Here is a 14,316-nt window from a genome sequence, read left to right on the forward strand (position 1 = left end):
GTGGAAAAAAGGTTCAGCTTTTATATTGCACGTCTGTGCTCAATGATGACATGCGAGTCTTCATCGTTTTCGTAATCGCGATAAGAGGTTTTGAAGCCAATAAGTTGAACTTCGATATCTTCCTCATCAGCTCTCACATTGGCGAAATCTTGTATCATTTCTAAAACATCGGTAGTTATATAAGACGTACTTCGGGCATCAATAACTACTTTTGATTTAGGTTTTACATTTTTCAAAGTTTTCTTTATCGCCGCTTTGTTTAGAAATGAAACTTCTTCGGCCAGTTTAATGTTAATTTCGTCAGCATCATTTAAGTTTTCACGACTTAGGTAATACGCACGTTTCATATTTCCTTGCAAAACATAAATAATAGAAATTGCCAAGCCAATACCAACACCTTTTAACAAATCTGTTGATACAATGGCGATAATGGTCGCAATAAAAGGAATAAACTGATATCTTCCTTTATGCCAAAAATGCATGATGTTTTTCGGACTTGCTAATTTGAATCCAATTAAAATGAGTACTGCTGCCAAAGTTGCCAACGGAATCATATTTAATAAAAACGGAATGCTCAACACACAAATTAATAACATCGCACCATGGATCATGCTCGATATTTTGTTGGTTGCGCCAGCATTAGCATTGGCAGAACTTCTTACAACTACAGATGTCATCGGAAGTCCTCCAATAATAGAACTGAGAATATTACCAATACCTTGCGCCCGTAGTTCTAGATTGGTATCAGTGATTCTTCTTTTAGAATCAAGTCTATCTGAAGCTTCAATACACAAAAGTGTTTCTATAGAAGCCACTATGGCAATCGTTGCGCCAACAATCCAAACTTTGTAATTAAGAAATCCTTCAAAAGCTGGGAAGGTAATCATCGCTTTGAAATCGTCTGCGCTTTTGGGAACTGGTAAACTCACCAAATTCTCTTTTGAAATGGCTAAAGAACTTCCGCTTGCCAAGAAAATTTGATTTAAAATAATACCCGCAATAACAGCTACCAATGCTCCTGGAAGAAGTTTTAGTTTCTTTAAAACTTTTACTTTGTCCCACATTAAAAGAATTGCTATTGATGCCAAAGTTATAACGACTGCGCCTGGATGGATAGCCGATGATAAACTACTGAAAAAGTTGAGATTAAATCCGTTTTCAAATAATGATTCGCTTGCAATATTAGAATTGTAGCCTAACGCCAACGGAATTTGCTTCATGATAATAATTACGCCGATACCAGCCAACATGCCTTCAATCACGTTGTTCGGGAAATAGTTGGAGATACTGCCTGCACGTAAAAATCCTAATGCCAGCTGCAGGATTCCAGCGATAATTCCAGCGGTTAGAAAGAGTTCAAAAGAGCCAAGATCCGCAATAGCTGCTAAGATGATAGCTGTAAGTCCTGCGGCGGGACCAGATACTGAAATGTGTGAATTGCTAAGGTAGCCAACAACCAATCCACCAATAATTCCTGAAATAATTCCAGCTAATGGTGGTGCGCCAGATGCTAGCGCGATACCAAGACATAATGGCAGCGCAACTAAGAATACGACCAGTCCTGATGGGAAATTCTCCTTGAATAAGCCCATGAAATTTTTTGCTTTTTTCATCGTCCGAAAAAGTATAATTATATAGTCCCATAGCATGATTGATGAGACTTTATCGTTGAAATATTTAATTTTAATAGCTATAAAGAATGCGCCTCTTAATATTTTAAGAAGAAACAATGATTAAAATTAAATACGATTCGGAGGTGGCGAAAATATAGGAATATACGGAGAAATGCTTGCGCCATCATTGATAAGGTCGAAAGATTTGTTTTGCAAATCGGATTCGAAAAACTTAACAAAGTCATGAATCGAAAGTGGATTCGAAGTGACTTTCTCGTTGAAAGATGACGAGCCTGTTTTTACTTCTTCCTCAGCAATTGAGACATTAGTAGTAGGCAAATCCCAACCGAAGATCGCAGCCATACTCGGTAAGGCTGTGAAATTCATAAAGATGGCTAATACTAAAATGCTCAAATACTTCATAAGATTGCTTTAAATCCAGTTTCTACAATGGTTATTTTTCCATTTTAGGAACAGACCAAGTAGATTCTGTCAAATCATAAATTTTCTGAATATTGTGAAGGATACCTTCAAAGTCAATATTCAAATCCTTTAGTGTGCCGGTTTTCAAGTCGAAAACCCATCCATGTACAACGGGGTAACCATTTTGGACAAATCCTTTTTGTACGGCTGCAGCTTTTACAACATTGATGCATTGCTCTTGTACATTAAGCTCTACCAATCTGTCGAACTTCTGGTGTTGATCTGTAATAGCGTCTAGTTCTTCTTGGTGCATGCGATATACATCACGAATGCTTCTCAGCCAAGGGTTAAGCAGCCCAAGATCTTTAGCTTGCATCGCTGCATTAATACCTCCGCATCCGTAATGTCCACATACAACGATGTGTTTTACTTGTAGGTGGCTTACTGCATACTCAATTACAGAATTCACATTCATATCGATATTGTTAACAACGTTAGCAATATTTCTGTGAACGAAAATTTCACCAGGTTTCAATCCCATAAGGTCTTCTGCAGGAACTCTACTGTCGGAGCATCCGATGTATAGAAATTCTGGGTTCTGACCTTCGGCTAAGTTTTTGAAAAAATCAGCTTTTGTAGCTTTCATTTCTTCTACCCATTGACGGTTGTTTTCAAAAACTTTGTTGTATGAATCTTGCATAATAAAAAAATATTTAAGGTTAAAATTGCTTTAACTATTAAATGCTAAAATTCGATAGACTGAATCAATAACATTGCAAAAGTAATTTTTTTTGATTAAAAAGTGAAAAATATTAACAAAGTTTAATATTTTACTTTATTATTAATGTAGCCTTCTGTGGCATTTTCTTTTAAAATAATTTGTGCTGGATTGCCGATAACAATAGCATTATCAGGAACATCCATGTTGACATAAGCATTTGGGGCGATAAGAACATTTTTCCCAATTTTAATTCCGCCGACAATAACGGCATTGGGACCAATCCAAACTTCGTCACCGATATTTGGGTAACCTTCATATTTTCCACGATTGGCTTGTGCAATGGTAACGCCTTGTGCAATATTGCAATTTTTGCCAATCACCACTTTTGGGTTGATTACCAAATGTCCCCAATGTCCTAGATAAAGGCCTTCGCCAATCTGGGTTTCTGGATAAATTTGGAAGCCGTATTTAATTTGATAATGCCTTAAAATTAAACGATAAAGCTTGCCTACGAAAGAATTTTTTGGATGTTTTTGTGCATTTCGAAACCAATAGATATAATGCAAATTTGGGCTAAAACATTTTTTAATTATCTGAAAATGAGATAAGTATTGCCCGCTTTCTCTGTAAAAATCTTTTTGAATCGTGGAGTAAGACATATTGCAAAGTTAAAGATTATCGATGATGTCGGTAATAGATTTTACCGAATTTTTTAAATTAAATGGCATTTCGTAGCTGTTGAGTTTTTGCTGATAAAGCTCAAAGCTTTTGGCATCGGTCAAGGCTTGTTTCATGCCAGTATAAATTCCTTTTTCGGAGTTCTCGACAATAAGTCCAAGTTCTCCATTTTTCAGCATTTCTTTAACGCCAGAAACATCTGTTGCGATGATGTTTTTGGTTAAGGTCATAGCTTCAAAAAGAACGGTTGGGAAACCTTCGTAACGGGAACTCAGCACAAAAAAATCTGCTTTTTTAAAATAGGGATAAGGATTGTCTGTGAAACCAATCATGCTGGCAGTTTTGTCAAGTTTTAATTCTGATTTTAAATTTTTAATATTTTCAAAATCATAGCCATCGCCAATAATAATGACTTTGTGCAGAAAACCTTCGTCCAAAAGTTGTTTGTGAACTTTCAATAATCTGTCGAATCCTTTTTGGGGAAACACTGTTCCGACGGAAACAAAACTCGGGATTTCATCATCAAATAAATCTGAATCTAATGCTTTTTCTGATTTTGTTAAAATCTCTTCGGTATCTAGAGGATTATAGATTCTAACAATTTTAGATTTTTCCGCCTCGTTGTTTGCAAGTTTTTCGAAGGTCTTTTGAATGTGTTCTGAGATTACCATGATTTTGTCATAACGGAAAAATCGCTTTATTTTTTCTGTGGTATAGCCTTCGACTTTTGTGAGGTCGTTATGTATCCACATCAATTTTTTTGAGGACTTCAAAGGACTGTTGAGTATCTCATCCATAAAACCATGAATGGCAGCAAACTCGATGTCGTATTTTTTGTTTTTAAGTTTTCTTTTATAAAGTATTTTGGGATATTTTTTTAATAATTGTTGATAAACAACTCTGTATGCCTTTTTAGGAATGTCTTTGGGGCGATTGGTTGTAATCATCTCGCCACGGTTGAGGTACATGACATTGACCCAATCGGGAATTTCGGGAATGTATTTTCCAGAATATAAGTTGAGTAAAAGGTCCACTTCGTACTTGTCAGCAGGAAGGTTTTTCAGAAAAGTAATTAATACCTTTTCTGCGCCACCATGCCGTAAAGAGCCTATACGAATAAGGATTTTCTTTTTTGTCATCAGTTGTTTAGGTATTATTTAGAAATTAAATTTTCAATAAAAGATGTTTTATCCAGAACCAAAAATTTTGCAGGTTTATGCTGTTAACTTAAGTGTTTTTCTATTGGATTTTTATAAAAATTTGATCAAGTAAGTTTAATATTTTTGGCTGATTATTATAATTGATTTTTGCTTTTACTCTGGTGCTTATTTTGGTGTTTTTAGGTTCGAAATAGATCAAGTTTTTTTCTTGTTCATTATCCAAATTACATAATTTATATCTTATATTATTGTCTTGGAGTCTTTGAAGATTGCTTTTGTATCCAAACTCTTGAACGCAATATACAGCATCATGCTTCTTTAGTTCTGAAATCATAAAATGAGTTTTAAGAGAGTATAAAGTGTTGAAGAAAAAACTGACCATAATGAAAAGAACAAAATTTGTTACTAAACAGACTAAAGTTATGTGTTTTAAATAAGATAGCCATTTAATTTTCGTATAAGAAGATTCATAATATAATAGTATTAAAATGGGAATCAGGTAAAACTGAGGGAGAATACGAGCTAACCATGGTTCAGGAAATATTAGTGAATAAAATACGAATGAAGCCAGAATGAGTAAAATGATGGATGCAGTTTTTGTTTTAATCTTTAAAAACAAACAAGCAATTAAAATAATAATACTATTAATAAAAAAAGCACTAAAAAAAATCCCAAAGCCACCTAGCACAATTGTAGGGCTACTTAGTTTTTTTACTTCTGATATGTTGAAAGTATAAGGTATTTTTAATCCTGATTTTATGGTTTTTTCTGGAATTCCAGTCTTAGAAAAAAGAGAAATGCCCAGTTTTGTAATTCTATTTTTCTCTTGTATGCTTTTCGTTAAATGTACATTAAGAACATTAGAATTTTTATCAAATGCCGGATAAAAAATAGATTTACCATCTTTTATATTAGTAAAATAAGGATGTACACTTAGTATTAATATAGGTATTACTGTGAGAGAAAAATTTTTGAAAGTGACAATGTTTTTAATCTTATTTTCCATGAAAGCATAACCTAAAACAACGATGAAAAGAACTGCAATAACAGGGATTGACGTAAATTTTAAAGTGCCAAAAATGCATAATGACATTATTAAAATCGCTGCATATTTAGGATTAAAAGATTTAATGTATAAAATTGTTGCAATGATAATGATAACCAGTGTGTTGTAGAAGAATCCGTCAATATAATAGGTGAATATTTGCGTGATACTTACGGGGTTGAGTGTAATTAAAACAGCATACAGTGCAGCTTTCTTTTTTGGAAAGTAATCGCCTAATAGTCTATAAGAAAAAAGAAGACAAGCGAAAATGATTAGCAAATTAATAGATTTGCCTAGCTCAATATTATTAGATAGAAAATAGATTGCTGCTGAGATTATTTCGTGTCCTTTCGCATAATGTTGTACATATAATTGGGCATCCAGCAGAGTGTATTTTTCGTAGATAGGATTCCAGCCATTTTTTAATGCAATTATTGTATTTTGATGATACCATGTTCCATCATTGGAAAGGTCATAGAAAAAAGAGGAAAATATTAACGAAATAGCCGCTAATAAAAAGCAAAAAAATATTTCTAAAAGTTTTATTCTAAAAAGTTTTAAAATAATAATGCTTAATAAAATTGCGAATACATATAATATTGGATTTTTAATACTGCTCCCCAACAAAAAACCAATATTCATGGTGAACAAAATACTAAAGAGCGATAGTATTATAGTTAATATTACATTATCAATATTAATTTGGTGGTTTTTTAGCATTTTTTTAATTATTGAATTTTTCTGTAAATTAATGCGAAAGGATACATAACAAGCGATAGTATTTTGAAGTCGTTAAGCCCCAGATTAATCTCTTTTAAACTTTTCTTATTAATGATCGAATATACTTGATAACCCACCAAATTTCTCACTAAAGTTTTGGGATAATGCCAAAGTTGTTTTCCATAAGCGTTGAGGAACGACCGATAACCTTCCATCAATCCAAAAGTGTTTTTGCCTGTCCATCGGGTGTTGCTAACCGAGTCTTGATCGCTTTCATCCAAGTGATAGCAACGAACAACTTTGTTAATAAACCTCGTTTTGAAACCAGCCGCATCATAGGTGTTGAAAAATACCGACTGCGGAATATAGCCTTTGCCTTGGTATATAGAATAATCAAAGTCTTTTAATAAATTTTGATAAGTTTTAGTAAAGAAAATTCCAAATTTATCACCTCTTACTTTGTATTTATAACGCATCTCGAAGATAGAACCATCAAATTCTACGGGGAAAATATTACCAACAATTTTTCCATGTTCATCGACAGAATTTCCGATTACTCCAATGTATTCATCTTGGTTTTTAATGTTTTCAGATTCATGAAAAAGTGTGTTAAGCGAATCTTCTGGATAAGAGTCATCCGAATCCATTATCATAAAATAAGGCGAAGTCACTTTTTTAACACCTTCAAAAACAGTAATGAATTTATGCTGATTCTCATTCCAAAAATAGTCGATTTCGAAACAGTTTTCGTTCTGAAATTCAGTAACCAAAGTTTTGGTGTCGTCTGTTGAGCCATCGTCCATGATAATCCATTTGAAATCTTTAAAACTTTGTTTCTTCAAAGATTCGTAAACACGGGAAAGGCTATGGGCACGGTTGTAGGAAGGGGTGATTATCGTAATTTTTTTATCCATTGGTGTTGTTATTGGTAAAGATGTGTTCAATCTTTTTATAAACGGCGTCTGTCTCAAATTTGGAATTGGCTTTTTGGGCATTATTACTCAGCGTTTGTAATAAAGAAGGTGTCGTTATCAACATTTTCATTTTTTGATAAATTGTGTCCTCATTATATTGTAAAAGCAAGCCATCGTAGTTATCGGTAACAATTTCGTTAACGCCGCCTGTGTCGGTAGCCAAAACAGGAATACCCAGCACCAAAGCTTCTTTAACAGATAATGGATAAGCTTCGCTTTGAGTGGGCAAGATAAAACAATCCGAATTTTTTATATAAGGAAAAGGATTGTTTTGGTTTCCTAATAGTAGGAAGCTTTTGTCGTAACCTAGATGTTTTGCACTTTCGCGCAAGTCGTTATAACGGTCGCCATTGCCGATGATGATGATGCGATGTTGCAAGCCTTCCTGCATCAATCGCTGGTGAACTCTGAATAAAAGTGGATAACCTTTTCCATTTTTTATTCTGCCTACCGATGAAAAGCTGACAACATCTGCTGATTTTTCGAAATCAATCTTTTCTAAACTTTTTTCATAAACTTCTTCTGGATGAACGACGTTGGGTATGATTTCAGAATTCGGAAAAGTCACGCCGTATAAAGTTTTTACTTGTGCTCTTACATTGGCGGAACAAAATATGACTTGGTCAAAATCCTGCAAGGTTTTTATATTTTGCTCAGACTTGTTTAATATCGCTTCATGGCTAAATTCCCAATGCACCCAAGCGATTTTCTTGGATTTTTTCTGTGGCGAATTTTTGACCATATTGAGTTCTGACTTTCCAAAAGCGATTTCTATATCATAATCTTTTTTGTAATAAAACCGCATTAATTTAGGAAGTTGGTCGAGTAGCGTGAGCTTCAAACGTCGTGCTGCTAACTGCAACTTGTGAATCCATTTGTTTTTGGAGAAATCTTCTTTACCTCTCGCGATTTTTATAAGATGGATGTCTTTGGGAATATCGGCACGCAGTTCACCTTGGTATAAGTTCACCATCACCGTAATGTCAAGCTTTTCTTTGGAAATATGATTTAAAATATCAATCAATACCTTGTTGACACCGCCCATTTCTAGTGAACGAATCCGAAACAGAACTTTTGTTTTTCCCATCTTTTGTGTTAGTTTTTACAAAGATAAGAATTCAGTCTTAGCTTGGTTTTAATATTGAAAAAACCTTAAGATCTGAATTGGTTTTAGGCTCTTAAGGTTTTTATAAATTTATTGAGATTCATTTTGATAGCGCTTGCCAAACCGCCATGCTACAATTGCAGTTGTAATTAACAAACCTGTGATGTATTGGTTAATGGGCACATCGGGAGGCGCGGGAGGACCACTTTTCTCATAGATGACGTCGTCTTCAGAATAAGAGGCTTCATTCTGAAAAATATTGGTGTTGTCTTTGGCTTCATTGGTTTTCGAGAAAACGTTGTTGTCTTCCTGCCATGCAGGGTTTCTTAAATAGCTGTCATCGGCTTTAGCGTTAATATTTGCAGTAATTAATATTATTAAAACTAATTTGTAAATATTTTTAAAATTCATATCAGCGTATTAAGGATTGATGATTTTTTTGGTAACGACCTCAACATTATCCGTATGGACTTTTATTAAAGCTGTTTTTTGGTTGACATGACGGTACGGAATTGAGAACGCGGTGGTATTAAGCGCTTTTTTTATCCAAATGAGTTTTCCAGATAAGTCATAAATTTCAATTTTTAAAATCTTGTGTTGTGGTGATAGGATCAGCCAACGTTTTTGTAAATCGTCATATATGATGTTTAACTGTGTTTTTTGTATGTTTTCTGTGGTTAATGTTGTCTTCTCATAGACGATTTCAAAACGATCATTGTAGCGCCCTGTATCGGTCACGAATTCGTAAGGTGCATCGATTAGATTATGTATGATGCCATTGCTTTTATCTTTTAAATAAATAGTCTGAATGCCGTGTGGCGCGAATAGACCTTCGGTTTGGAAAAGTCCAATGCGATAGGCGCCAGTTTGCGGTGCAGTATAGCCCAATGTCACAATATCTTGGCTGTCGAATGGTAAGCTTCGCCCTTGTATAGAAAGATTTTTGCCCATAATGTTGGTGTAGATATCGAGATCGTTGTCCATGGATAAGCCATCATACATGAAGTCTAATCCATTGCTTGCACCATCGACATATCCAATAAGTGTTTGCGCAGATTTGTTATTGTCTTTTTTGGTGAGATCCAGCCAGAATCTATGTTTCTCATTGTTTTTATAATAAGAGTCATTTTCCCCTGTTACACGCATGCTGTTGGTGAAGCTAAAATGACCATCTGCATTTTCTTTCCCTCTTATGAAGAAAGCTTGGGCGGCAGGTATCTTGCCATTCCAGTTTCCAGAAGGACTATTGTTAATTGGTGTTTCTATAGGTGTTGTTCCTGTGAAGTTTTTTAAAATATAATGGTTGCTAGGGTCGGAGCTGTAATTGGTGCCATTGTTGTAGAACGGGTTTTGCATAGCGCCTGTCCCATCTTTGTGGTTCCAAAAATATAGAGCACCGTCACTATTGTATGGATTGCTAGGATTGCCAGAATCAAAAAGTAAATCTTTGTTGCTTTGTAAGTTTAACATTTCTAAAGCATCAATGGCAGATGGATAAGGATTGGCCAACAATACCCATTTGTCTTGGTAGGCTTCGTTGACATCGTTTGTAGAAACGACATCCTGTCTGGCTCCTGTTTTAAAAGGAATTGTAATATCACCATTGTTCGGAATGCCTTTGAAATTCATTTTATAAATCGTGGCTGCATTCCAGTTATTCGGAACTCTAGCTATATAACCTTGTGCTGCAGTCATGGTGTTGACAGAGTTGCCAGCAATAGCAGAGCTCCATTTTCCAGCTTCGCCAGGTGTTGGGCTTGAAAGCCAATGGTAAAACGCACCAAAGTTTTTGCCTGGCTCATTACTAATTTGAGAGAACTGAGCGTTGCTAACGGGTGAACCCAGATAGATAAAGTCTTTAGCCCAAGCTTGTGCTGTATTTCTGTTATAGGTTATTTTTCCTGTATTGCTAAGATTTTCTTCCTGCACCAAGCTTCCAATGTCTTCTATCACGAAGTTGCTTTCGTCACCATGATTTGTGATTTCGTTTTTTATGCTAATACTAGCGCCAGAGAGAATTTTTAAATTGGCAAATTCTTGAAGTTCTAAGCTTTGTGCAAATGCTGTTGCAAGACTAGATACGACAGGCTTGTTAAAAGTGTTTGGAATCTTGACGCAGTTTTTATTTGTTGGGACGCCAATTGGTAACCAGTTGTCAGGTGTGTGCCAATCGGTAGAACTTGTACCTGTCCAGGTTTTGTCGCATGGCAATTCTTTAACGAAAGCTACAGCCCAGTCGTGCATTTTTACATTTTGTCCATCTAGCGTACCAACAAGGCGAAGGTTTGGCGGAGCTGGTGTGAGCCCAGATAGATCGAAGAACTTTTCGCCATCACCACTTTCTGTAATATTGGTATAACCAGCAATATCGGAAAAGTTAACGCCATCTGTAGAACTTTGAACTTTGAGTGCTAAAGTGCCACCGCCCAAGCTTTGGTTCCATGTAATGCCTTGATAAGCCGTTGCTTCCTGAACCGATGCCAAATGTATCGGCGTGGAAGTGATGGTGCCAGCGGGTGGAGATTCTGCTTTGACATCTGCAAAGAAGTAATAAAGAGTTCCGTTTCCATGCCAGTTAGCATTGTAAGTCATCACAAACTTAATGACATGAACGCCTGTATAGCTGCTAACATCTACTGTTTTGTCTTGTCTATGATAAGAATATCCTTGTCCTGAACCTTGTTGAGTTATTGTGGCCTCAAGAGTTCCAGAAGTATCGGTTAAGGTTCCACCAATCTTAAATTCAGCTTTTGAATTAGGGTTTGCATCAAAAGGACCTCCAACAGAATAATAATTACCCGCATTAAAGGTGATTTGAGAAACATTGGTCAAATCTATTTGTTGAGAAACAACAATAGTCCCACTCCCTGAATAGCCAAAGTTAGAACCTAATCTTAACCAATTCCCAGGAAAAGATGATTCAGGAGTGTTTACTATACTTGCTGTTTTTCCTTGTCCACTTGTTCCTGTTACTGTCCAGTCATTCGTGCCGTTTGAAAAATCTCCATTCACCACTCGATTTCCTCCTGATGCGGTAATTACATCATGACTTGCATCGGCTATAACTCCAGAAAGGCTATTGCTTTGGAATTGTGCTTGTGTGGTTTGGAACCAATCTGGATTGGTTTTTGGCGTTTGGTAAGTGAAACTGTAGGCTTCGGTTGTCCAGTCGCTCCATTCGTTATTAACTGAAGCTTTAGCTCTTGCCCTTACATAATAGGTTGTATTATTAGAGGGCGAAAATGCATTCGTGAATGTGAAGTTATTCTCTGTATTGGTATTGAATGTTCCTGTGAAATTTTGCCCCCAATTTGTCCCACCAGCGAATGTTGGATTGCTATTGATTTCTATTTGATACTCGTTGGCTTCTTCTGCTTGATGGCTTAATCTAAACTTTGGTGTAGTGGTGTCTATTCTACTGTTGTTGAAAGCTAATGGCTCTGTACCGCCGTAGTTGTGGAATTGTAGATTTTTAACCGCTAATTGCTCCCAAATCCAAGAAATGCTAGAGTTTTGTGTAATGGTAAAGTTTGCTGTGTCACCAGTTCCTGTAGCTGGTACACTTCCCGTTCCTGTCCAACCGGTAACATTATAACCAGCTCTTGTCCCTGAAGTTGCAGTAACAGAGGTGTTGTTGGCAATGGTGTAGTTTCCATCTGCATGTGATGCTCCTATGTATGCATTGGAAACAGTGAGGGTAGGATCTCCTAAAACAACGAGGTCATAATCCTCAGTTTCTCCATATTCAAAAGTTGTATCATAATTTGCAGAAGTAATACTCTGATCATCATAAGCAGAGCGTACCCTTAACCTTTTTGTTCCCGCCGAAGTTCCAGAAGGAACGGAAATGTTAAATGCTAGTACTTGGTTTCCTGATGTTGTGTTTGCAGAAACGCCAATATACTCATTTGCATCAGCAAAATCTCCATCCTCATTCCAGTCGACCCAAACAGCTACTTTACCACTATTGTATGGCGAGCCAATATCACGGTATGTTGCATTTAAAGTATAAGAATTGCCAGAATTTACGTTAGTACTGAGATTGTACCTATTATATCCAGTTGGAGTATTTCTATAGATAAGATCAGCATTATTATTTGCACTTGTAGAGGTAATTGCTGTTGTATTATTAATGCTACCAAGAGTTACGTTACCAATTTGTATATATCCTATATCTTTATATGCCGCTGCATTTGCATAAGTGTGAGCTGAATGTTTATACTTGTCAACTGCATTATAGGTTATTGTTAAATAAGGTTTATTAGCATCAGCATATCCAGCAATAACATAAAATTTTGTAGTTGTTCCGCTTCCCCATCCTGGGCTAAAACTAACAGGAAAAAATGCCATATTGTTTCCAGATTTTTTTTCAACCTCTGATAAGGCTGCTGTTGTAGTTCCAGGGTTTAAACTTACATTTGCCCAAGTTCCAATATTTTGATTTGGCATATAATTATACGCTCCTCTTGTGTTTCCAGGATCTGTAATTGCAGTATAAAGGTTTGCGTAATTATTTAACCATACTAATCTTGAGAGATCATAACTAGTATGTCCTATATTAATACTATTTGTATTTGATTCACTTACATAAGGTCCCATCGATCCACCTTTATTACTTATGTATAATGATACATTAACTGCCGTGACATTAGATAACGAAGGGAGTGAGGTTAGATTAAAAGTTGCCCAGCCTCTATACCAACCACCACTATAACCTGCAGCAATATTTCCGTTACCGCCATTAGAATTATATGTTTGTCCAGTTGAAAAATTAGTTGTAAAAGGATAAGCAGTTGCTGTTGGGTCAATTGCAATTGGAAAAATCCTCTCATTGGCGAGAATCCAATCTGCTTTTACTTTTGTATATAATATAAAGATATTTCCTATTTTTTCGAAACTTATTTCGGGAGATAATTGGGAGGGTAAACCTGCGACTTCAGAATTATAATTTTCTATTATTTCTGGTGCAGAATACTCCATTATGGCTTCCTCATTAGTGTTAAGTACATATATCCCAGGAATTGTTTGGTATTCTTTTTTTAATTTATTGTATTTCTTAATTCCATTTACGATGTTGAAATTTTTAGGTAAAATGATTTCTTCTTCAAAAACAAGATATTCTGCTCCTGCAGGTACATTTCCTAAATCTGCTTTTGAGGGAATAATGTAATTTAGTTTTCTTTGTCCGGTTTTAACAATATACTCCGCAGAAATTTTCCCAAATAAATTGTGGTAGTAGATTTTATCGCCGTCAACTGTGGCTTTTACATCGGCGGCTTCTTGGGTATTTACTGCGTTGCCATTTGCTTCCCAATACATTTTACCGTTTAGAAATTCTTTTACTTCGCCTTCTTTAGTTTTAGAGATAATTCCTTTATTTGAGGACGCACCGAAGTGGGATTCCATAAGATTGGAGGTGTTTGCAAAAGGAAAGTCTTGCGAATTGTTTTTCTTGATTTTAGTGTCAATGTCTTCCCACTTGCCATTTTTTTGGTAATGCATTGCGCCAGCACCAATAACGGCTGTATAGGATCCATCTTTGTTTTTGAAATGTTTAGCGTCTGCAGTTCTTTTAGAAATATCTTCTATTTTCCCTTTCATCATTTCCAAGGGATGTTTGTCTGAGGTTTTCATCTCTGTGGAAGAATTGGTCAAGGCTTGAGAAAGTACTTGTTCGTTTTTGTTTTGCCCCCAACTAGAAAGTGAGAGTAACAAAACAAAAGCAATAAGTGTTTTTTTTAGGATTTTAGAAGATAGAATATTCGACATGGCCTAAGGATTTGTGTTTTTAGAGTACGTGGATCGTGATGCTGTCTTAAAATGGCATCATCAATAGAAAAGAAAGAATCCCGAAAATTTGTATTCAGGGATTCTTTC

Annotated in this window: 10 protein-coding genes; all 10 read right to left on the bottom strand. The window is 35.7% G+C overall.

Going from position 1 to position 14,316, the window contains the following annotated elements; translation table 11 throughout:
- Nucleotides 1-20 precede the first annotated feature (20 nt).
- Nucleotides 21-1,613, bottom strand: coding sequence for a SulP family inorganic anion transporter (locus tag G6R40_RS10985; RefSeq protein ID WP_165135301.1), 1,593 nt, complete (start codon nucleotides 1,611-1,613; stop codon nucleotides 21-23).
- Between the two features lie 126 nt (nucleotides 1,614-1,739).
- Nucleotides 1,740-2,036 carry a hypothetical protein gene (locus G6R40_RS10990; RefSeq protein WP_165135304.1) on the bottom strand — a complete coding sequence of 99 codons (297 nt, stop codon included), beginning with the start codon at nucleotides 2,034-2,036 and terminating at the stop codon, nucleotides 1,740-1,742.
- Between the two features lie 31 nt (nucleotides 2,037-2,067).
- Nucleotides 2,068-2,736 (bottom strand): carbonic anhydrase, encoded by a 669-nt coding sequence (locus G6R40_RS10995; protein ID WP_165135307.1) that lies wholly within the window; start codon nucleotides 2,734-2,736, stop codon nucleotides 2,068-2,070.
- Between the two features lie 122 nt (nucleotides 2,737-2,858).
- Nucleotides 2,859-3,416, bottom strand: a complete 558-nt coding sequence (locus tag G6R40_RS11000) for a serine O-acetyltransferase (protein ID WP_165135309.1) — start codon at nucleotides 3,414-3,416, stop codon at nucleotides 2,859-2,861.
- Nucleotides 3,417-3,425: 9 nt separating this feature from the next.
- Nucleotides 3,426-4,574 carry a glycosyltransferase gene (locus tag G6R40_RS11005; RefSeq protein WP_165135311.1) on the bottom strand — a complete coding sequence of 383 codons (1,149 nt, stop codon included), beginning with the start codon at nucleotides 4,572-4,574 and terminating at the stop codon, nucleotides 3,426-3,428.
- 100 nt (nucleotides 4,575-4,674) lie between these two features.
- Nucleotides 4,675-6,360: a hypothetical protein gene (locus tag G6R40_RS11010; RefSeq protein ID WP_165135313.1), complete on the bottom strand. Its 1,686-nt coding sequence runs from the start codon at nucleotides 6,358-6,360 to the stop codon at nucleotides 4,675-4,677.
- Between the two features lie 8 nt (nucleotides 6,361-6,368).
- Nucleotides 6,369-7,274, bottom strand: a complete 906-nt coding sequence (locus G6R40_RS11015; protein ID WP_165135315.1) for a glycosyltransferase family A protein — start codon at nucleotides 7,272-7,274, stop codon at nucleotides 6,369-6,371.
- Nucleotides 7,267-8,421 carry a glycosyltransferase gene (locus G6R40_RS11020; RefSeq protein ID WP_165135317.1) on the bottom strand — a complete coding sequence of 385 codons (1,155 nt, stop codon included), beginning with the start codon at nucleotides 8,419-8,421 and terminating at the stop codon, nucleotides 7,267-7,269. The genes G6R40_RS11015 and G6R40_RS11020 overlap by 8 nt, the downstream gene beginning before the upstream one ends.
- Nucleotides 8,422-8,529: 108 nt before the next feature.
- Nucleotides 8,530-8,850, bottom strand: a complete 321-nt coding sequence (locus tag G6R40_RS11025; RefSeq protein WP_165135319.1) for a hypothetical protein — start codon at nucleotides 8,848-8,850, stop codon at nucleotides 8,530-8,532.
- Between the two features lie 9 nt (nucleotides 8,851-8,859).
- Nucleotides 8,860-14,208, bottom strand: a complete 5,349-nt coding sequence (locus G6R40_RS11030) for a GEVED domain-containing protein (RefSeq protein WP_165135321.1) — start codon at nucleotides 14,206-14,208, stop codon at nucleotides 8,860-8,862.
- Nucleotides 14,209-14,316: the final 108 nt, after the last annotated feature.

The organism is Chryseobacterium sp. POL2, from assembly GCF_011058315.1.
In the GTDB taxonomy this organism is placed as follows: Bacteria; Bacteroidota; Bacteroidia; order Flavobacteriales; family Weeksellaceae; genus Soonwooa.

Coding starts and splice junctions, on each gene's coding strand:
- G6R40_RS11030 (WP_165135321.1), bottom strand. CDS start 14,208: ATGTCGAATATTCTATCTTCTAAAATCCTAAAAAAAACACTTATTGCT.
- G6R40_RS10995 (WP_165135307.1), bottom strand. CDS start 2,736: ATGCAAGATTCATACAACAAAGTTTTTGAAAACAACCGTCAATGGGTA.
- G6R40_RS10990 (WP_165135304.1), bottom strand. CDS start 2,036: ATGAAGTATTTGAGCATTTTAGTATTAGCCATCTTTATGAATTTCACA.
- G6R40_RS10985 (WP_165135301.1), bottom strand. CDS start 1,613: ATGAAAAAAGCAAAAAATTTCATGGGCTTATTCAAGGAGAATTTCCCA.
- G6R40_RS11025 (WP_165135319.1), bottom strand. CDS start 8,850: ATGAATTTTAAAAATATTTACAAATTAGTTTTAATAATATTAATTACT.
- G6R40_RS11010 (WP_165135313.1), bottom strand. CDS start 6,360: ATGCTAAAAAACCACCAAATTAATATTGATAATGTAATATTAACTATA.
- G6R40_RS11005 (WP_165135311.1), bottom strand. CDS start 4,574: ATGACAAAAAAGAAAATCCTTATTCGTATAGGCTCTTTACGGCATGGT.
- G6R40_RS11015 (WP_165135315.1), bottom strand. CDS start 7,274: ATGGATAAAAAAATTACGATAATCACCCCTTCCTACAACCGTGCCCAT.
- G6R40_RS11000 (WP_165135309.1), bottom strand. CDS start 3,416: ATGTCTTACTCCACGATTCAAAAAGATTTTTACAGAGAAAGCGGGCAA.
- G6R40_RS11020 (WP_165135317.1), bottom strand. CDS start 8,421: ATGGGAAAAACAAAAGTTCTGTTTCGGATTCGTTCACTAGAAATGGGC.